Origin of the sequence: Stenotrophomonas sp. SrG, assembly GCF_050031795.1 — a bacterium.
Taxonomy (GTDB): domain Bacteria; phylum Pseudomonadota; class Gammaproteobacteria; order Xanthomonadales; family Xanthomonadaceae; genus Stenotrophomonas; species Stenotrophomonas rhizophila_A.
Window position 1 is genome coordinate 228713 of sequence record NZ_JBNBBE010000004.1, and the last position, 18697, is coordinate 247409.

16 protein-coding genes are annotated in these 18697 nt (G+C 68.0%); 7 read left to right on the top strand and 9 right to left on the bottom strand.

Annotation, left to right across the window (positions count from 1 at the left end):
• Positions 1-149: 149 nt before the first annotated feature.
• Positions 150-1841 (bottom strand): proline--tRNA ligase, encoded by a 1692-nt coding sequence (locus ACQG3P_RS05900; RefSeq protein WP_426804485.1) that lies wholly within the window; start codon positions 1839-1841, stop codon positions 150-152.
• A gap of 121 nt (positions 1842-1962) precedes the next feature.
• A complete protein-coding gene (locus ACQG3P_RS05905) occupies positions 1963-2343 on the bottom strand; it encodes a DUF4124 domain-containing protein (protein WP_426804486.1) in 381 nt (126 codons plus the stop codon).
• A gap of 102 nt (positions 2344-2445) precedes the next feature.
• Here ACQG3P_RS05905 and pssA point away from each other — a divergent pair, with 102 nt between their 5' ends.
• From pssA to rimI, 3 genes are read left to right on the top strand one after another with little or no spacing between them, the layout of a single operon-like run.
• Complete coding sequence (gene pssA, locus ACQG3P_RS05910; protein WP_068849124.1) at positions 2446-3225, top strand: CDP-diacylglycerol--serine O-phosphatidyltransferase; 780 nt, start codon at positions 2446-2448, stop codon at positions 3223-3225.
• Positions 3226-3281: 56 nt separating this feature from the next.
• Entirely contained in the window at positions 3282-3716 is a 435-nt protein-coding gene (locus ACQG3P_RS05915; RefSeq protein ID WP_217538828.1) for a DNA polymerase III subunit psi, read from the top strand.
• The gene (rimI, locus tag ACQG3P_RS05920) at positions 3713-4210 is read left to right on the top strand and encodes a ribosomal protein S18-alanine N-acetyltransferase (protein ID WP_093536218.1); all 498 of its coding nucleotides are present in this window, start codon (positions 3713-3715) and stop codon (positions 4208-4210) included. Before ACQG3P_RS05915 ends, rimI begins: the two co-directional genes overlap by 4 nt.
• 69 nt (positions 4211-4279) lie before the next feature.
• Here the strand turns inward: rimI and ACQG3P_RS05925 are convergent, their stop codons facing one another.
• The 3 genes from ACQG3P_RS05925 to ACQG3P_RS05935 all read right to left on the bottom strand — a co-directional run bounded on the left by ACQG3P_RS05925 (position 4280) and on the right by ACQG3P_RS05935 (position 9081).
• Positions 4280-7105: a valine--tRNA ligase gene (locus ACQG3P_RS05925; RefSeq protein ID WP_426804487.1), complete on the bottom strand. Its 2826-nt coding sequence runs from the start codon at positions 7103-7105 to the stop codon at positions 4280-4282.
• Between the two features lie 73 nt (positions 7106-7178).
• The gene (locus ACQG3P_RS05930) at positions 7179-7604 is read right to left on the bottom strand and encodes a DNA polymerase III subunit chi (RefSeq protein ID WP_184124672.1); all 426 of its coding nucleotides are present in this window, start codon (positions 7602-7604) and stop codon (positions 7179-7181) included.
• Positions 7591-9081: a leucyl aminopeptidase gene (locus tag ACQG3P_RS05935; RefSeq protein ID WP_426804488.1), complete on the bottom strand. Its 1491-nt coding sequence runs from the start codon at positions 9079-9081 to the stop codon at positions 7591-7593. The genes ACQG3P_RS05930 and ACQG3P_RS05935 overlap by 14 nt, the downstream gene beginning before the upstream one ends.
• A gap of 104 nt (positions 9082-9185) precedes the next feature.
• On the opposite strand from ACQG3P_RS05935, the gene lptF reads away from it, so the two are divergent.
• The gene (lptF, locus tag ACQG3P_RS05940; protein WP_093536157.1) at positions 9186-10265 is read left to right on the top strand and encodes an LPS export ABC transporter permease LptF; all 1080 of its coding nucleotides are present in this window, start codon (positions 9186-9188) and stop codon (positions 10263-10265) included.
• The gene (gene lptG, locus ACQG3P_RS05945; RefSeq protein ID WP_217538816.1) at positions 10262-11368 is read left to right on the top strand and encodes an LPS export ABC transporter permease LptG; all 1107 of its coding nucleotides are present in this window, start codon (positions 10262-10264) and stop codon (positions 11366-11368) included. Before lptF ends, lptG begins: the two co-directional genes overlap by 4 nt.
• Before the next feature lie 78 nt (positions 11369-11446).
• Here the strand turns inward: lptG and ACQG3P_RS05950 are convergent, their stop codons facing one another.
• Positions 11447-11920 carry an RDD family protein gene (locus ACQG3P_RS05950; RefSeq protein WP_426804489.1) on the bottom strand — a complete coding sequence of 158 codons (474 nt, stop codon included), beginning with the start codon at positions 11918-11920 and terminating at the stop codon, positions 11447-11449.
• Positions 11921-11990: 70 nt separating this feature from the next.
• Between ACQG3P_RS05950 and xerD the strand changes: the two genes are divergently transcribed.
• Positions 11991-12965 (top strand): site-specific tyrosine recombinase XerD, encoded by a 975-nt coding sequence (gene xerD, locus ACQG3P_RS05955; RefSeq protein ID WP_217538813.1) that lies wholly within the window; start codon positions 11991-11993, stop codon positions 12963-12965.
• Positions 12966-12986: 21 nt separating this feature from the next.
• Here xerD and ACQG3P_RS05960 read toward each other — a convergent pair whose 3' ends face one another.
• Positions 12987-13787: a hypothetical protein gene (locus ACQG3P_RS05960; protein ID WP_426804490.1), complete on the bottom strand. Its 801-nt coding sequence runs from the start codon at positions 13785-13787 to the stop codon at positions 12987-12989.
• 167 nt (positions 13788-13954) lie between these two features.
• Between ACQG3P_RS05960 and ACQG3P_RS05965 the strand changes: the two genes are divergently transcribed.
• Entirely contained in the window at positions 13955-14731 is a 777-nt protein-coding gene (locus ACQG3P_RS05965) for a DsbC family protein (RefSeq protein ID WP_336443547.1), read from the top strand.
• 41 nt (positions 14732-14772) lie between these two features.
• On the opposite strand, the gene ACQG3P_RS05970 is transcribed toward ACQG3P_RS05965, so the two are convergent.
• Positions 14773-16092, bottom strand: a complete 1320-nt coding sequence (locus ACQG3P_RS05970) for a hypothetical protein (protein ID WP_426804491.1) — start codon at positions 16090-16092, stop codon at positions 14773-14775.
• 266 nt (positions 16093-16358) lie between these two features.
• A complete protein-coding gene (locus tag ACQG3P_RS05975) occupies positions 16359-18461 on the bottom strand; it encodes a glycosyl hydrolase family 18 protein (protein ID WP_426804492.1) in 2103 nt (700 codons plus the stop codon).
• Positions 18462-18697: the final 236 nt, after the last annotated feature.

The window sequence follows — 18697 nt, forward strand, 5'->3', positions numbered from 1 at the left end:
GCTCCGGAATCTAAAAATAGAAGGACGGGGTTGAGCCAGTCCTTGGCGCGGCAACAGCATACATTCTCATTTCGAAGATGCACAGCGCGCAGAAATAATCAATGGAAACGGGACAATAAAATGCCGGGATATCCCACCCGGCACTGTCATCACTTCGTCAGCCTGGCCATCAGCGCGTCGCGGTCCAGGCTCTCCGCTTCGCTGGCACTGCGCGCGCGGTACTCGAACGTACCGGCGGCCAGGCCGCGTTCGGACACCACCACCCGGTGCGGCACGCCGATCAGTTCCATGTCGGCGAACATCGACCCCGGGCGCAGCCCGCGGTCGTCCAGTGCGGCATCCATGCCGGCGGCCTGCAGCTCGGCCAGCAGTTCGGCAGCGGCACTGGCCACGGCGTCGTCCTGCTTGGGGTTGATCACGCACACCACCACCTGCCACGGCGCCATCGCGTCGGGCCAGATAATGCCGGCATCGTCATGGTTCTGTTCGATCGCCGCGGCAACGATGCGCGAGATACCGATGCCGTAACAGCCCATCGCCATCACCGCGGCCTTGCCGTTTTCGTCCAGCACGGTGGCATTCAACGCCTGCGCATACTGGCGGCCGAGCTGGAATACGTGCCCCACTTCGATACCGCGTGCCACGCGCAGTTCGCCACCATCGGCGGCACGGTCGCCTTCCTTCGCATTGCGGATGTCGGCCACTTCCGGCTCGGGTAGGTCACGGCCCCAGTTGACGCCGGCAATATGGAAACCGGCTTCGTTGGCGCCGATGACGAAATCGGCCATCGCGGCGACGTCGCGATCGGCCACGATGCGGATCGGCTTGGCCGGATTGAGCGGGCCCAGGAAGCCCGGTTCGCTGCCGAGGTGCGTGGCGATTTCCGCCTCACCGGCCATGCGGTAGCCCTGCAGGCCCTGGACCTTGCCCAGCTTGATCTCGTTGACGTCGTGGTCGCCGCGCACCAGCGCCAGCACGAAGCCGGCTTCGGTCATGATCGCGATCGACTTGACGGTACGCTCCAGGCCCAGGCCGAGCAGGGCGGCGACCGCTTCGCAGGTTTTCTGGGTGGGGGTGTCGACCTTGCGCAGCGCTTCGCTGGCGGCCGGGCGCGGGCCCGGGGCAGCGGCGACGGCGGCTTCCATGTTGGCCGCGTAATCGGAGCCGGTGGAGAACACCAGCGCGTCTTCGCCGGAGTCGGCGATGACGTGGAATTCCTGCGAGGCGTCGCCGCCGATCGCGCCGGAATCGGCCTGCACCATGCGGAAGTCCAGCCCCAGGCGGGTGAACACGCGGGCGTACGCCGCCTTCATGTTCTCGTACTCGCGCACCAGGCAGGCATCGTCCAGGTGGAAGGAATAGGCATCCTTCATCAGGAACTCGCGCGCGCGCATCACGCCAAAGCGCGGGCGGATCTCGTCGCGGAACTTGGTCTGGATCTGGAAGAAGTTCACCGGCAGCTGCTTGTAGCTGTTCAGTTCCTGGCGCGCGAAATCGGCGGCGGCCTCTTCAGCGGTGGGGCTGTAGCAGAACACCTGCTCCTTGCGATCCTTGATCTTGAGCAGCTGCGGGCCGAACTTTTCCCAGCGCCCGGTGGCCTCCCACAGGTCCTTGGGCTGAATGGTCGGCACCTGGAATTCAATGGCACCGGCGCGCTCCATTTCCTCGCGCACGATGCGCTCGACCTTGCGCAGCACGCGCAGGCCCAGCGGCGACCAGATATACAGCCCCGAGGCGAGCTTGCGGATCATGCCCGCGCGCAGCATCAGCCGGTGGCTGGTCAGCTCGGCGTCGCCGGGGGTTTCCTTGGTGGTGTGCAGGTGGAACTGGGAGAGGCGCATCGTCGGCTTCGCTGAACGGCTGGGAGGCAATATTCTGCCAGCCCGGCCGGCGACGTGCCCAATCCGCCGCAATTCCACCGCCCCTCCGGTAGCCCCCGACCGTTGGTCGGGGGGAGGCCGGTCAGGCCGCAGGCTTGCAGTACGCCTTGATGCCGGCTTCGGCCAAGGTCTTCTGCGCTTCGCGCTGGCCGTCATCCAGCGGGGTATCCGGCTTGCCGTCGCCATTGGTGTCCTGCAGTACCGCGCCCTTGCCGTTGAGCAGGGACAGGTTGGTGCGGGCGGTGGTGCAGTCGGCCGATTCGGCGGCGGCGGGCTCGGCTGCCGCGGTGCGGCCGGCCGGGTCGCGCGTCTGGATCTTGCGCTCTTCGGCCTTCTGGCCGGTGGGCGGCTTCTCCGAATACTGGGTCACGCCGTTGGCGTCCTTCCATTTGTAGACGGTTCCGGCGCTGGCCGAAGCGCTGGCAAGCAGCAGCAGGCAGCACACGAGGGGCAGGACACGCATGGCAACTCCGGGCAGCGGGGGACAGAGGCGCGATTGCAGCATTCCCGCCCCGTGCTGGCAAGCCTCCCCCCAAACCGGGCCGCAGCCACTAAACTGGCGGGCATGGATCAGATGAAACCCCCGCCGCGCTCGCGCAGCATCTATTTGCTGCCCAACCTGTTCACTACCGCCGGCCTGTTCGCCGGGTTCTACGCGATCATCGCGGCGGCCAACGGCGATTTCGTCAATGCCGCCATCGCCGTGTTCGTGGCGGCGGTGATGGACGGCCTGGATGGCCGGGTGGCGCGCCTGACCGGGACCAGCAGCGAGTTCGGCGTGCAGTACGACTCGCTGGCCGACCTGGTCAGCTTCGGCATGGCCCCGGCGCTGGTGATGTACCACTGGTCGCTGTCGTGGCTGAAATTCGACGACCCCGTCCTGGGCCGGGTCGGCTGGGCGGTGGCGTTCCTGTATGCCGCATGCGCGGCGCTGCGCCTGGCCCGCTTCAATACGCAGGTCAGCGTGGTCGACAAGCGCTGGTTCATCGGCCTGGCCAGCCCGGCCGCGGCCGGACTGATGATGTCGTTCGTGTGGGCCTTCGCCGATGGCCAGCTGGGCTGGGATGGCAATGAGCTGCGCTACGTGGCGCTGGCCGTGACCCTGGTGGCAGCGCTGCTGATGGTGAGCCGGATCCGCTTCTGGAGCTTCAAGGGCAGCGGCGAGAAAGGCCCGCGTGCCGATCGCGTGCCGTTCCTGGCACTGGCGCTGGTGCCGATCGCCATTGCGATCATGGTCATCGACCTGCCGCGCGTGCTGTTCGCGGTGGGCGTGATCTACGCCCTGTCCGGGCCGGTCAGCTGGCTGTGGCAGCGCACCCGCAAGACGGCCGAGCCCGGCGCGTGAGCAGCCCGGCCGACCCGTCACTGTGGACCCCGGCGCAGCAGTCCTGGCTGCAGGCGATGGGCTACACGGTGTTCGTGGACGGCAATGTTGAACCGGCGCCGGACGCGCAGATCGAACTCGCCGCGGCACCCGCCGCCGACCAGGCACTCCCGCCCGCCCCACGGCGCGACGCACCGTCGCGCATGGAAGACGCACCCCCGCCAGCGCGCGGCAACGCGCCCAGCGACGATGCTCCCGCCCCCCGGCGCCGCACCGCGCCCGCTGCCGAAGCGCCTGCCGCGCCCGTGCGCGCCGGTGCCCGCCGTCCCGCCGTCCGCATGCCGCCGCCGCTGCAGATCGCGCTGCTGCGCGCTTCGGGCTGCAACCCCAATGATCCGGACACCCAGGCGCTGATGGCCGGCTGGAACCTGGACGAACTGCGCGGCAACGCCGCCGCCAAGCGCGCGCTGTGGCCGCAGCTGAGGGCACTGCGCAAGCGAGGCCGCGGGTGAGCGCGGTCAGCTCGCCGCGGCCGATGACGCTGCGCGCGCTGCGCGAGGTCGACCTGGATGCGGTGATGGAAATCGAGCTGCGCGGGTATCCGTTCCCGTGGACGCGCGGCATCTTCGTCGATTGCCTGCGCGCCGGTTATCCGGCCTTGGCGCTGGACGACGACGGAGTGCTGGTGGGGTATGGGGTGCTGAGCATCGCCGCCGACGAAGCGCACGTGCTCAATGTCTGCATCGATCCGGCCTGCCAGACCCGTGGCCTGGGCCGGCGGCTGTTCCGCGCGCTGGTGAAGCTCGCGCGCGAGCATGGCGCGCACCGGGTGTTCCTGGAAGTGCGCCCGTCCAACACCCCGGCGGTGGCGCTGTACCACAGCGAAGGCTTCAACGAGATCGGCCGGCGCCCACGCTATTACCCCGCGCGCGATGGCCGGGAGGACGCGTTGGTGATGGCGATCGAACTGGTCGACGACGACATCCAGACGATGCCGCCGTTGTAGGGGCAGCCACGCCCTGCGTGGCTGCGAACCCCGGTAGGTGGCGACCGTTGGTCGCCACGCTCCAACCCGTTACAGCTTCGCGCGCTGCGCGACCAGGCCTTCCAGCTGCGCGGTCCAGTCGACCAGACGCACGCGCTCCTGCTCGATCACCGCCGCCGGCACCTTGTCGGTGAATCTGGACAGCTTGGTGGCGCTCTTTTCCTTTTCCGCCTCCACCCGCGCGATTTCCTTGTCCAACCGGGCGCGTTCGGCGCCCAGGTCGACCAGGCCTTCCAACGGCACCAGCAGCTTCAGCTCGCCTACGATGGCGGTCGCGGCCGGCGGGGTGTCCGCATCGCCGGCCAACCACTCAATGCGCTCCAGCTTCAGCAGGAACGACAGCGACGAGGTGAAGCGCGCGACGCGGTTGCGGTCGTCCTCGTTGCCACCCTGCAGCAGCAGGCCCACCTGCTTGGCCGGCGGCACGTTCAGTTCGCTGCGCACGCGGCGCAGCGCGCTGACCATCGACTTCAACCACTCCACGTCGGCCTCGGCACGCGCGTAATCGCCGGCGAACTCCTCTGCGGTGGGATAGGCGCGCAGCGAGATGGTGTCGCCGTCCAGACCCAGGCGCGGCGCCACCTGGCGCCACAGCTGCTCGGTCACGAAGGGGGTGAGCGGGTGCAGCAGGCGCAGCAGCGCTTCCAGCACGTACAGCAGGGTGTGGCGGGTGCTGGCCGCGTCCTCGGCGTTGTCGCCGTTGAGCGCCGGCTTGGTCAGCTCCAGGAACCAGTCGCAGAATTCGTTCCAGGCGAACTCGTACAGCGCCTGCGCGAGCAGGTCGAAGCGGTAGTTGGCGTAGTGCGCCTGCGCCTCGGCCGACACCGCCGCCAACCGCGCCAGGATCCAGCGCTCGGCGTCGGTGCGTGGCTGCGGCACGCCGTTGAACTGCGCGCCTTCGGTGTTCATCAGGGTGAAGCGGCTGGCGTTCCACAGCTTGTTGCAGAAGTTCTTGTAGCCCTCGGCGCGGCTCATGTCGAACTTGATGTCGCGGCCGTGGGTGGCCAGCGCGGCGATGGTGAAGCGCAGCGCATCGGCACCGTGGGCGATGATGCCGTCCGGGAAATCCTTGCGGGTCTGCTTCTCGATCTTCGGCGCGTCCTTGGGCTTCATCAGCCCGGTGGTGCGCTTGGCGACCAGGTCGTCGATGGAGATGCCGTCGATGATGTCCAGCGGGTCGAGCACGTTGCCCTTGGACTTGGACATCTTCTGGCCCTGCGCATCGCGGATCAGGCCGGTGATGTAGACGTCCTTGAACGGGATCTTGCCGGTGAAGCTGTCGGTGGCCATGATCATGCGGGCCACCCAGAAGAAGATGATGTCGAACCCGGTGATCAGCACCGACGACGGCAGGTAGCGCTCGAAACCGCGCTCGGCCATCGCCTGTTCGTTCGGCCAGCCCAAGGTGGAGAACGGCCACAGCTGCGAGGAGAACCAGGTTTCCAGCACGTCGCTGTCCTGGGTGAGCACCACATCGGCCCCCAGCCCGGCGCGCGCGCGCGCGTCTGCTTCATCGCGGCCCACGTAGCAGGTGCCGGCCGCGTCGAACCACGCCGGAATGCGGTGGCCCCACCACAGCTGGCGGCTGATGCACCAGTCCTGGATGTTTTCCATCCAGTGGCGGTACGTGTTGATCCAGTTGGCCGGGACGAACTGGATGGACCCGTTTTCGACCAGTTCCAGGCCGCGCTGGGCCAGCGCGTCCATCTTCACGAACCACTGGTCGGTCAGGTAGGGCTCGATCACCTGCTGGGTGCGGTCGCCGCGCGGCACCTGCAGCTTGTGCGCCTTGGTCTCGACCAGGATGCCCTGTTCTTCCAGTTCGGCCAGGATCACCTTGCGCGCTTCGTAGCGGTCCAGCCCGCGGTACTTTTCCGGGGCGTTGTCGTTGATCGCCGCCACCGGGGTGAACAGGTTGATCATCGGCAGGTTGTGGCGCAGGCCGACCTGGTAGTCGTTGAAGTCGTGCGCCGGGGTGACCTTGACCACGCCGGTACCGAACGCGCGGTCGACATAGTCATCGGCGATCACCGGCACGCTGCGCCCGGTCAGCGGCAGGGTGACGCTGCGGCCGATCAGGTGCGCGTAGCGCTCGTCTTCCGGGTGCACCATCACCGCCGTATCGCCCAGCAGGGTTTCCGGGCGGGTGGTGGCGACAACGAGATACGGGCGGGTTTCGCGCAGGGTCTCGTTGCCGTCGGCGTCGCGCTCGACATGCTCGTAGCTGGCGCCGTCTTCCAGCGCGTAGGCGATCGACCACAGGAAGCCGTCTTCCTCCACGCTTTCCACTTCCAGGTCGGAAATGGCGGTCTTCAGCACCGGGTCCCAGTTGACCAGGCGCTGGCCACGGTAGATCAGGCCCTGCTCATGCCAGCGCAGGAACGCCTCGACCACCGCTTCGGACGGCTGCGGGTCCATGGTGAAGGTGCTGCGCGACCAGTCCGCCGAGGTGCCCATGCGGCGCATCTGGCGTTCGATGATGTCGCCCGACTGCGCCTTCCATTCCCATACCTTTTCGATGAACCCGTCGCGGCCCAGCGAATCGCGGCTCTCGCCGTTGCCGGCCAGCGCCAGGTTGCGCGACACCACCATTTCGGTGGCGATGCCGGCGTGGTCGGTACCCACCTGCCACAACGTGTCGTAGCCGCGCATGCGGTGGTAGCGCACCAGCGCATCCATCAGGGTCTGCTGGAAGGCATGGCCCATGTGCAGCGTGCCGGTCACGTTCGGCGGCGGCAGCAGGATGGTGTACGGCTCGCCCTTGCCGGACGGCTTGAAGTGCCCGGCCTTCTCCCAGGAGTCGTACAGCTCCGTTTCGAAGGTCTTGGGGTCGTAGCTGGAGGCAAGTTGGGTCATGCGGGGGCAACCAGGAGGCAATCGGTAAAGGATCAGGGCACCGGCGGCACCGATCAAGGGTGCCGGGCCGGGCTTACATGTCGTACTTGTTCAGGTCGAAATCCAGCGCCTTGTACTGGCGCCAGCGCTCGCGCAGCGGCTCGCGGGCTTCGGGGTCGGCCGGCACCACTTCCAGCACCCGGTCGCAGGCGCCCAGGTAGGGGTCGTCGCGCAGGTTGATCACCAGCGGGCGCGAGGCGGCATCGGTACCCGGCGCGGCGATCAGCACCAGCGCTTCTTCCTCGTCCGCGTCTTCGCCGGCGATCTGGTGCGGGATGTAGGCATCGTCATCGAATGACCACAACAGCTCGTCCAGTTCCTCGGCCTGGGCCTGGTCGCGCGCCAGCACCAGGGTGGACAGCCCGGCGTCGTTGGCCTTGCGGGCCAGTTCGCAGACCAGGCGCAGCGGTTCGGTCAGGAACCGCGGCTTGGCGATCAGGTAGAAATCAGCCCGCGACATGGGCGCGGCCGACCTGGTCGAGCAGCCACTGGGTCAGCAGGCCGACCGGGCGGCCGGTGGCCATGCCGCGCTTGCCTTCGTCGCTGGCCACGCCGGCGATGTCCAGGTGCGCCCAGCGCTGGCCTTCGGTGAAGCGCGACAGGAAGCAGCCGGCGGTGATCGCGCCGGCCCAGCGGCCGCCGATGTTGTAGACGTCGGCGAAGCTCGAATCCAGCATCGGCTGGTATTCGTCCCACAGCGGCAGGCGCCAGGCGCGGTCGAACACCTGCTCGCCGGCGGCCAGCAGTTCGTTGGCCAGGTCGTCATGCTTGGTCATCAGGCCGGCGGTCTGGTGGCCCAGGGCGACCAGGCAGGCGCCGGTCAGGGTGGCCACGTCGACCAGCGCGGCCGGCTCGAAGCGCTGTGCGTAAGTCAACGCGTCGCACAGGATCAGGCGGCCTTCGGCATCGGTGTTGCCCACTTCAATGGTCTTGCCCGACATCGAGGTGATCACGTCGGACGGGCGGTAAGCGTTGCCGTCGATGGCGTTCTCCACCGCCGGGACCACCACCACCAGGTTCAGCGGCAGCTTGGCGGTGACCGCCGCGACGAAGGTGCCGATGACATTGGCGCCACCGCACATGTCGTACTTCATCTCTTCGATGCCGCCCTGGGTCTTCAGGTTCACGCCGCCGGTATCGAAGGTGATGCCCTTGCCGACCAGCACGTACGGCTTGGCGTCGCCGCCGTTGTTCCACTTCAGCACCACCAGGCGCGGGCGGTTGGCCGAGCCACGGGCCACGGCCAGCAGCGAACCCATGCCGAGCGCTTCCATCTGGGTCTCGTCCAGGATCTCCGCTTCGGCACCGGCATGGGCCTGGGCGAAGGCCACCGAGGATTCGGCCAGGTAGGCCGGGGTGCACAGGTTCGGCGGCAGGTTGCCCAGCTCGCGGGCATGCTGCACGCCGGCGGCGATGGCCTGGCCCTGGGTCAGCGCCTGGCTGTCGGTGCCGGCGATGGCCAACGTGGCCAGGCCCGGGGCCTCGGCCTTCTTGGTGCCCAGGGTGGCGGTGTACCGATAAGCGGCGTGGTCGGCGCTGATCACGGCCTGGCGGATGTTCCAGGCGGCATCGCGGCCCTTGACCTCGATCTCGGCCAGGGTGAACAGCGCATGGCGGATGACCCCGGTCTTCAGCGCGCGGCTGGCATCGCCCACCGCCTTGAGGTACTGCGGCACGCCGAACTTGGCCGGCTCGCCCAGCCCGACCACCAGCACGCGCGGGGCCTTCACGCCGGGCACGTCATGCAGCAGGGTGGTGGCGCCGGTCTTGCCGCTGACATCGCCGCGGGCGACCAGGGCGGTCAGACGGCCGCCCGACGCGGCGTCCAGGGCCTGTGCCGCCGGGCTCAGGGTCTGGTCGGCATAGGCGCCAACGATGACGCAGTCGACCTCGGCCGAGGCCGGGGCAGCGTGGTTCAGGGTGAATTCCAGGGCCATTGATCAGATTCCGTTGGCAAAAACGTACAATCGCGAACTGTTTACGTCCCGTCAGTAGACTGGGCAGCCACGCGAACGAATCCGAGAGTTTAAACCACCGCCCCATGTCGAAGCTCGATCGCTATCTCCTGCGTGATTTCGTCCAGAGTTTTCTGGCCACCCTGATCGTATTGCTGGTAGTGAGCGTGGGCGGCGTGCTGGTGGACATCCTCGGCAACATCGCCGACGGCCGCCTGCCTGCCCGCCTGCTGTTCTCCCAGCTGGGCCTGCAGTTCATCGTCTACATGCCGTTGATCCTGCCGCTGGCGCTGATGCTGGGCCTGCTGCTGGCCACCGCGCGGCTGTACCGGGATTCGGAAATGGCGGTGCTGACCGCCATTGGCGTGGGGCCCAAGCGGCTGCTGCGGCCGGTGCTGATGCTGGTGCTGCCGGTGGTCGGGCTGATCGCCCTGTGCTCGCTGTGGCTGGGCCCGTGGGCCGACCGGACCAGTGAGCAGATGGTTGAAGACGCCAACAAGAGCCTGGTCATGGCCGGGCTGGAGTCGGGCAAGTTCACCATGCTGTCCAATGGGGGGGTGGTCTACCTGTCCTCGGTCTCGGCCGACGGCAGCGGGCTGGGGCGGATCTTCGTCCAGCGCAGCCGCGGCGACCGTATCGAGGTGATGTCGGCCGCGACCGGCAAGATGTTCTTCGAGGGCGACCGCCAGCGCTACCTGCAGCTCAATGACGGCCACCAGATCGAGGGCCCGGCCAACGGCGCGCTGGATTACCGGCTGATGACCTTCGTCCGCAACGACGTTGCGCTGCCCGATGGCGCCATCACCCGCGACGAAAACGACCCCGAGCTGCTGCCGACCGGCCGGTTGTTCGGCGACCCCCGGCCGGAAGCCCAGGCGCAGCTGCACTCGCGCATCACCCCTCCGCTGATCGCCCTGGCGTTTGCGTTGATGACCCTGCCGCTGGCGCGCAGTTCGCCGCGCCAGCAGCGCTACGGCAGGATGATGTTCGCCTTCCTTGCCTACATGGTCGGCATGAACCTGATGTTCATTGGTACCCGTTGGATCGCGGACGGCAAGGTGCCGGCGACAGTGGGGTTGTGGTGGTTGAGCCTGCCGTTGCTGGCGCTGGCCATCTGGATGTACCTGCGCGACGGCAAGCTCTCGCGCCCGCGGAGGACCGCATGAAGCTCCACCCGATGCGGTTTGATTTCTACCTGGGCCGGGCGGTGTTCGGCACGGTGCTGTTGACCTGGGCCGTGCTGGTCGGCCTGGACGTGGTGATGGCGTTCTCCGGCGAGTTCAAGGACGTGGGCAAGGGCGGCTATACGCTCGGCCATGCGGCGGCCTCGGTGCTGTACACCGTGCCGCGCCGGGCCTACACGTTCTTCCCGACCGCAGCGGTGATCGGTGCGCTGATGGGGCTGGGCCAGATGGCCGCCACGTCCGAGCTCACCGCGCTGCGCGCGCTGGGGCTGTCGCGCAAGCGGCTCAGTGCCTCGGTGGCGATCGCGTTGTCGCTGATGACGGCGGTGATGGTGGTGAACGGCGAGACGCTGGCACCGTGGGCGCAGAACCGTTCCGACACCATCCGGGCCAGTGCGAAGTCGGGGCAGAACCTTTCTGCGTCGCGGTACGCGGGCATCTGGGTACGTGAAGGCGATACCTTCCTTACCGCGACCAGTGGCGAGGAGCAGCTGCTGCCCGGTGGCGGCACGCGGCTGGTGCTCAGCGACGTGCGCCTTTACCAGATCGCACCGGACGGAAACATTGCGTCGGTGACCCATGCCGGCACGGTCGAGCACACGGCCGACGGCTGGACCTTGAACAAGGTGCGCCGCGATACCTTCGGCGAGCGTTCGGCCACCCGTACCACCGTGGACAGCGAAAAGTGGGATTCCAAGCTGGATGCGGGCGCGCTGGCCGCCGGTTTCTCCAAACCGCGCAACCTGGCCGCGCGCGACCTGCGCACCAGCATCGAGTACCGCAAGCGCAACGGGCTGGACGCGCGCGATTACGAGGACATCTACTGGAGCCGCTGGTTCTACCCGCTCAACGTGCTGGCGCTGTGCCTGGCCGCCGTCCCCTTCGCGTTCGGTTCGCTGCGCAGCGGCGGCATGGGCAAGCGCCTGTTCCTGGGCATCCTGTTCGCGCTGGGCTTCTGGCTGCTGCAGCTGTTCTTCGGGCGCATGGCCGGCGCGCTGAAGTTCGATTACCGCATCGCCTACGCACTGCCGCCGATCGTGATGCTGGTGGTATCGGGCATGCTGTTCCGCCGAAAATCCGGCTGACCCGGGCCGGGTCAGCCCGAAGGTAGGCAACGACCGTTGGTCGTTGCGGCATTATCCGTACCGACCAACGGTCGGTACCTACCGCGTTGGCAATCGCACCAGTCGTGTACCACTCGCCCGGTCATGCCACGTCAGGCGCTGGCGGTCGATCAATGCCCACCACAGCCCCAGGCCCCCCAGCAGCACCGACAGCGTGCCCACCGCATACCGCAGCCACAGCTGGCGCCGCGTGGGCGAGGTGCCATCGGCGCCCACGACCTGCAACCGCCACGGCCGCATGCCCAACGTCTGGCCACCGCGCCGCCAGCTTTCGACCGCATATACGCCGGTCACGACCCAGCAACACCCCCACAGCAGCCACTGCAGCGCACTGAACGGCGCGATGTTGTCGCGCGCGGCGTGGCCGGCCGCGTAGCCGGCGGTGAACAGCGCGCCGACCAGCATCCACAGCGCCAGCGCCGGGAAGAAGTCGTACAGCAGCGACAGCAGCCGCCACACCAGCAGCGATGCAGGGCGGGCGGTATCCGTGGCCACAGCGGTAGGTGCGCTCATGCGCCGAGCATACCCGCGCCGGCGTCCGCTGTGGATGGCCGGCGCGGTCCCGTCTCCGTATCCTGTGGGCATGTCCGACACCGCCACCCCCGCCGCGCGCCGCCAGCTGGTGCAGCACCTGCCCGAACTGCGCGCTGACGACAACGCGCACATCCAGCGTTTCCTCGACGCGGTCTGGGCCGAGCAGGGCCTGGCCCGGGCCAGCCTGGACAGCTACCGGCGCGACCTCGAAGGGCTGGCGCGCTGGCGCGACGGCGCCGGCAACGGGCTGGCCGGGATCGACCGCGCCGGCCTGTTCGACTACCTGGCCTGGCGCGCGCGCCACGGCTGGTCGCCGCGCAGCAACGCGCGGCTGCTGTCGGCGCTGCGCGCGTTCTTCGCCGATGCAGTGCGGCGCGGGCAGCGCAGCGAAGACCCCAGCGCCCTGCTTGATCCGCCCCGGTTGCCACGATTGCTGCCCAAGGCGCTGGCCGAGAGCCAGATCGACGCGCTGCTCGCCGCACCCGAGGTGGAACAGCCACTGGGCCTGCGCGACCGCGCCATGCTCGAGCTGATGTACGCCGCCGGCCTGCGCGTAAGCGAGCTGGTGGAGCTGCCGGCCAACGCGGTGAACCTGCGCCAGGGCGTGCTGCGGGTGACCGGCAAGGGCAGCAAGGAACGGCTGGTGCCGCTGGGCGAGGAATCCCAGCACTGGCTGGAGCGCTACCTGCGCGAAGCGCGGCCGCAGCTGGTCGGCACGCGCACCGTGCCCGCGCGCGACGGCGAGGTGCCGTTGTTCCTGGAACCGTCGCTGCAGCCGCTGAGCCGCCAGCAGTTCTGGTCCCTGGTAAAGAAGTACGCCGCGCTTGCGGGGATCGACCCGGTGCGGATCAGCCCGCACGGGCTACGCCACAGCTTCGCCACCCACCTGCTCAACCGCGGCGCCGACCTGCGCGCGCTGCAGATGCTGCTCGGCCACAGCTCGCTGTCCACCACCCAGATCTACACGCTGGTGGCACGCGAGCACCTGCAGAAGCTGCACGCGCGCCACCATCCCAGAGGGTAGTGGCGCACGGCGCTGTGCCGTTCAGGCGTAGCTTTCCCGGGGCTCGCCGATCGCCACCCAGGCGGTGGAGGCGGTGCTGCAGCTGCCGTCGTCGGACACCTCGTCGCTGTCCGAACCCGCCGACGCATCGGCCAGCATCGCGGTGTTCCGCCACCGGTTCACCGCGTCGTTGCGTGAAGCGCGGCTGGGCGACAGCGACACAACCGAAGGACGGTGCTGGGGTGCCACGAGGGCCCCGAAAGAAAACAGCAGCGCCTTCTGACCGCCGTGTTCCACCGCCGGCGCCTGCGCGTACAACTGTTCCATGGCGGCCCGGTGCAGCTCTGCCGCACGGTCCGGGTCATTGCTGTCCGGTGGGTTGGCACGCTGATAGGCGGCCTGGAAGTCGGCGAGCGTGGTCAGCTCACCCTGCCAGAACAGCGCGGCCAGTGCAGCGCGCGCGCGACCGAGCACCGCATCGGGCGCGACCAGCGCCTGCATGGCCTGCGCGCGGGGGGCGGTATTGGACACCCAGCGCGGCCGACGGTCGCCACACCGGTTCAGCACCTGCTCCAGCCGCTCGACCCGGTCGGCGACGTGGTGGGAGGGGATGAGCTGCTCGCGCAGCCGGGCCAGCTGGGCGGCGCGGTCCACCAGCTTCGGCGCGCTGAGCGCGCCGCTCCAGAATCGCCCGGACAGCCGGTCTTCGCTGTTCTGGATGCTGTTCATGGCGCGATGGAATCGCCCGCCGTCGTGGGAGCCGGCCGCCAGCGCCACGCGGGCGGAGGTGCGGCGCAGGACATGGGCCTTGAACGAAAGCGTGATCGATGAAAGGGAATGCACGGGAAAGGAGCAGGGCGGACGAAGGGGCAGCGAGCGTGCACGCACTGATGGGCGAGCGCTTTCACGATTCCCTCGCCGCACCCGCAGGCGGGCCGAAGGCGCCCGCCGTGACGTCGCCGCGGGAGCGGCTGTGCGAGAATCGGGCACCTTTTACCGTGGAACTGCAGATGCTTCGAGTCCTTACCGTGGCGCTGTGCGGTGCGCTCAGCCTGACCGCCTGCGCCCAGCCGGCGCCGCCGGCCGCCAAGCCGGGCGCCCAGCCGGCCAGCAGCGCCGCGCCGGCCAATGCCAACGCCGACCAGACCGTGCGCAGCGCGCTGGCCGGTCTGGACCCGAAGTTCAAGCCCGACTACATCGGCGCGGCCCCGTTCCCGGGCTTCCGCGAGGTGCTGGTGGGCGGGCAGGTGCTGTACGTGTCCGACGACGGCCGCTACCTGATGCAGTCCCAGCCGTACGACATCCAGAACCGCGCCCCGGCCAGCAGCGCCGGCCTGCTGGCCTACCGCAAGCAGCTGCTGGACAAGGTGCCGCGCGGTGACCGCATCGTGTTCGCTGCGGCCAATCCCAAGCACACGCTCACCGTGTTCACCGACATCGAGTGCGGGTACTGCCGCAAGCTGCACCAGGATCTTCCCGAGCTGAACCGCATGGGTATCACCGTGGAGTACGTGGCGTTCCCACGCATGGGCCCGGGCAGCAAGGACTTCACCGACATGATCTCGGTCTGGTGCGCGAGCGACCGCCGCAAGGCGCTGACCAGCGCCAAGCAGGGCCAGCCGGTCACGCCGAAGAACTGCACCAGCCCGGTGGCCATGCAGTACAACCTGGGCCAGCAGGTGGGCGTCAGCGGCACCCCGGCGGTGTTCGCCGCCGACGGGACCCAGCTGGGCGGCTACGTGCCGCCGGCACAGCTGCTCAAGGCGCTGGAGCGCCAGGCCAACTGAGCCCACGCCGCCCCGGGATCACCCCGGGGCGGACCGCATCGTCATGCTTCGGAATCGCTCCAGCCGTGGTCGGAGTCCGCGCCCGCATCAAGCAGATGGCTGCCGAGACCGGAATCGGAGCTGTAGCCGGACAGCGATTCCTTGTGCGTGTCCGTCATCAGCTCGAAGCCCTTGACCAAGCCTGCAGCGACCCGCAACGGGGAAGGGCTGGTGGCGCTAGAAGGGGAAGGGCTGGCGGCGCTAGAGACGGTGCTTTCCACGCTCGCCTGGCGCGCCTGGCGTTGCGAAAGTGCTTGACGTAGTTCCGCCATCACGTCTTCCTTCGTCGGGGCGATGAACAGCGCCTTGGCGTGGCTAAGCGGCGATGACGGCGACAAGGGCGACACGGTGGTGCTGCTCGTTTCAGGCGCCGGCATGGGGGGAGGCGGTGGCGGCGATATGTCGCCGTCAGCCGTGGCCTTCTCTTCGCTGTAGCTGTTCAACATTGCGTCGAAAGCTTTGATCTCGCGGTCTTCGTCTGCAAATCGACCTGTCGCGTCCGGATATCGCTGTCCGATCGGTGCGATGTCCGCGGCATTGGAATAACTGTCAGTGTGCCAGCCAGTCCCCAGCGGATCCGACGGATGCGCGGCGTCCACCGATGCAGGCGCAATCGGCAGATCTTCCGGACGTTCAAACAAGCCGCTGTTGATCGCTGTGTACGCAATATCGAACGCTGCCAGGCCGTAGTCGGCCGCGCCCTCTTCGCCGTAAAGATCGATGGCCAACCTGTCCTGACGCGGATCGAGGAAATCATGCTGGTTCATCAACGCGTTGGGATGCAGCTCGCTGGCCCGGACCGGTAACCGCGGTACGTCAGGAGCCATTCGTTTCTCGACTGACTTCAGCGTGGCGTCCACGTTAGCGGGCGTCGGCTTCTGCCACGTGGCGGTCTGGGCCGATCCGTCGCTGCTTCCAGGGTGCAACCAGCTACGGTTGTCCGGGAGCGCGCTTTTCTGCAGCGACGCCTGCGGCGGTGTGCTCCGCTGCGTGACGACGGCGGGTGGTGCTTCATCGCCGCCGAGCACGTCCGTTTCCGGAGGGGGGATACACAGCAGCTTCTCGATCTGCGCCATCCCCGCGCCGGGTCGATAATCCGTGGTGGTACGCAACGGTGTTACCCGGACAGACATCAATTGCGGGGGCATTGAAGCAACAGTGCGGAAGCCGCGCTGCTGACACGTTTCCTTCCACTCCTTGTTGCTGTTGGAGATCTTGGTGAGGATCGGTGTCTTGAGTCCACGCCGTGTGTCGAGGGTGTTTTTCGCGTTCTGGATGCCGAGGGCAGCGCCAATGCGCAGCAGGGTGGTAGGGGTCCGCATGGATGCAAGGCACCATAAAGAAAGGACCGCCATTATTGAAAGGCGGCCCTCTACTGCTTTCAGAAAATGCTCAAGCGCGTGCGTGAGGTCCCACGCACGTCGATTTCAGTCGGAAGTGGCCTGCCCTGGATGGCGGCATGCGGAAAGTGCACCATTCTGGTTGCTGCAAAAAATTGCAGCTTGCAGAAACCGCTCATTTGGAGACGTTCGCGCCATCACAGTGAAACATCGTGCCCGGGGTGGGAGGGCCCCGGGCACGATCCCCCTTACTTCAACCCATTGCTGATCGTGTTCACCAGCGTGCCTTGGGTATCATCGCCGCTGAACTCCCAGAAGAACGCACCGCCCAGTCCTTGGGTTTTCACGTAGCCCATCTTCTCGGTCACCATCGCCGGGGTGTCGAAGCTCCAGAACGTGGTGCCGTTGTAGCTCCAGGTGGCCCGCGCGGTGGCATCGGTGAAGACCGGATGGTTGAGGTTCTTCAATACCTTCCAGTCTTCGATGCCCGCCTCGTAGGTACCCGGTGCGGCCGAGCCGGTCTGGTACAGCCCGTTGTTGACGTTGGGCACGTTGGTCCAGCCGCGGCCGTAGAAGCCGATGCCCAGGTTGAGCTTGCTGGCCGGCACCCCGCGGGCGAGGAAGGCTTCCATCGCATCGTTGCTGTTGTACAGCTTCACATCACCGGTGGACGGATCGGCCGGCGAATCGAACAGCGCCGAATGGTGCCCGGTCTTCGGATCGAACGCGCCGTGGAAGTCGTACGTCATCACGTTGATGAAATCCAGGTACGGGTGATACGCCGCCGGATCAGTCACGCGGATCTTGTCGATGCCCGCACCGACCGCCACCGTGAGCAGCAGGCCCGGGCGCACCGCATCGAGCTGGCGGCGGAATTCGGCCATCAGCGCGGTGAAGTTGGCATTGTCGGCCGGTGTCCCGCAGGCGATGCCGCACGCCACCGGGTATTCCCAGTCGATGTCGATGCCGTCGAACACGCCTGCCGCCGCGCCCACGCCACCGGCACCGTCGGTCACCGGCAGGTTGCCCTTGATGTAGGCGTCGATGCACGAGGCCACGAACGCCTGGCGGTTGGCCGGCTGCGCCGCGCTGGAGAAGCCGCGCGACCAGGTCCAGCCACCGAGCGAGATCAGCACCTTCACGTTCGGGTGCTTGGCCTTGAGCTGCTTGAGCTGGTTCCAGTTGCCGCGCAGCGGCTGGTCCCAGGTATCGGCGCTGCCGCTGACGCTCTCACCGGCCTGGAATGCCTTGGTGTAATCGGCGAACGCATCGCCGCCCACCCCGGTGTTCGGGTCGGAGGCCTGGGTGACGCCCACTTCGCAGCGGTTGTTGCGCACGTTGCCGAAGGCGTAGTTGATGTGGGTCAGCTTGCTGGCCGAACCGCTGGTGTCGATGTTCTTGACCCGGTAGTTGCGCCCGTAGATGCCCCACTGGGTGAAGTAGCCGATGACGCGCTTGTTGCCGCCACTGCCGCCCCCTGCACTGGTGGTCACGCTGATGGTGGCACTGCGGGCCGAGGCGTTGCCGGTGTTGTCTCGGGCCCGCACGGCGTAGGTGTAGGCGGTGCTGGCGGTGAGGCCGCCATCGGTGTACTGGGTGGCGTTGGGCGAGCCGACCAGGGTGCCGTTGCGGTACACGTCATAGCCGGCCACGCCGCTGCCGCCACTGTTGTCTGTGGCCGCGCTCCAGGCCAGGTTGACGGTGGTGGCGGTCTTGGACGGCGACGACAGGCCGCCCGGCACGCTGGGCGGGGTGGTGTCGTTGCTGGCGGCGTTGACGGTCACGCTGACCGTGGCCGACGAGGTCACGGCGTTGTTGTTGTCGGTTGCCACGGCCTTGAAGGTATGGGTGCCGGCCGCCGCGTTGGTCCAGCTCACGCTGTAGGGCGCGCTGGTGTCGATGCCGAGCGAGGTGCCGCCACGGAAGAATTCGACCTTGCTCACGCTGCCGTCGGCGTCACTGGCGTTGGCGCTGACGGTGATGGTGCTGCCGGCGCTGAAGCTGGCGCCGTTGGCCGGCGAGGTCAGGCTGACGCTGGGGGCCTGGTTGCTGCCGCCGCTGTCGCAGGCGCCCAGGTTGGTGTAGTACGGCGCGCCGGCCGGGTGGTCGGGCGGGGCGTTCCAGATGTCCTGGTTGGCCCGGTACAGCACGCCGCCCTTCTGCAGGGTGCTGCCGGCCAGGTAGATCGCGTTGCCGTTCCACTCCGGCACGCCGGTACAACTGGCGGCCAGGGCGAGGCCGGGGCTCAGGGCCGCCGAACCCAAGGCGAGGGCCAGCAGCCAGTGGCGGGGCCGGGCGGGGCGGCGGGGAGATAACGATGTCACCGTACTGCGCGCAATCGGGTCAGCCATGTCGTACTCCGATCAGGTGGTGGGCGCTGGGCGGCAGGGTGTCGCCAGCGTTGCAGCAGGTCCGGGGCCGGTGAGAGAGGCCGGCAACAGCAGAGGGGGCGGACGCGGGCCTGCCGGGCACCAGGCGGGGCAGGTGGTGGCAACGTTGTCATGGTTTGTTCAACCAATCCGTGCGCCAGCGCAAGGTTCGGGGCGCCGGTTCGTTCAGGCGGAGCGCCCGGACCGGGCTGCAACCG

What these genes read in the sequence shown, in the direction of transcription:
- ACQG3P_RS05970 (WP_426804491.1), bottom strand. Translation starts at nt 16,092, where the DNA reads ATGCGGACCCCTACCACCCTGCTGCGCATTGGCGCTGCCCTCGGCATC.
- lptG (WP_217538816.1), top strand. Translation starts at nt 10,262, where the DNA reads ATGAAGCTCCACCCGATGCGGTTTGATTTCTACCTGGGCCGGGCGGTG.
- lptF (WP_093536157.1), top strand. Translation starts at nt 9,186, where the DNA reads ATGTCGAAGCTCGATCGCTATCTCCTGCGTGATTTCGTCCAGAGTTTT.
- ACQG3P_RS05935 (WP_426804488.1), bottom strand. Translation starts at nt 9,081, where the DNA reads ATGGCCCTGGAATTCACCCTGAACCACGCTGCCCCGGCCTCGGCCGAG.
- ACQG3P_RS05965 (WP_336443547.1), top strand. Translation starts at nt 13,955, where the DNA reads ATGCTTCGAGTCCTTACCGTGGCGCTGTGCGGTGCGCTCAGCCTGACC.
- ACQG3P_RS05900 (WP_426804485.1), bottom strand. Translation starts at nt 1,841, where the DNA reads ATGCGCCTCTCCCAGTTCCACCTGCACACCACCAAGGAAACCCCCGGC.
- ACQG3P_RS05905 (WP_426804486.1), bottom strand. Translation starts at nt 2,343, where the DNA reads ATGCGTGTCCTGCCCCTCGTGTGCTGCCTGCTGCTGCTTGCCAGCGCT.
- xerD (WP_217538813.1), top strand. Translation starts at nt 11,991, where the DNA reads ATGTCCGACACCGCCACCCCCGCCGCGCGCCGCCAGCTGGTGCAGCAC.
- ACQG3P_RS05975 (WP_426804492.1), bottom strand. Translation starts at nt 18,461, where the DNA reads ATGGCTGACCCGATTGCGCGCAGTACGGTGACATCGTTATCTCCCCGC.
- ACQG3P_RS05930 (WP_184124672.1), bottom strand. Translation starts at nt 7,604, where the DNA reads ATGTCGCGGGCTGATTTCTACCTGATCGCCAAGCCGCGGTTCCTGACC.
- pssA (WP_068849124.1), top strand. Translation starts at nt 2,446, where the DNA reads ATGGATCAGATGAAACCCCCGCCGCGCTCGCGCAGCATCTATTTGCTG.
- ACQG3P_RS05915 (WP_217538828.1), top strand. Translation starts at nt 3,282, where the DNA reads ATGGGCTACACGGTGTTCGTGGACGGCAATGTTGAACCGGCGCCGGAC.
- ACQG3P_RS05950 (WP_426804489.1), bottom strand. Translation starts at nt 11,920, where the DNA reads ATGAGCGCACCTACCGCTGTGGCCACGGATACCGCCCGCCCTGCATCG.
- ACQG3P_RS05925 (WP_426804487.1), bottom strand. Translation starts at nt 7,105, where the DNA reads ATGACCCAACTTGCCTCCAGCTACGACCCCAAGACCTTCGAAACGGAG.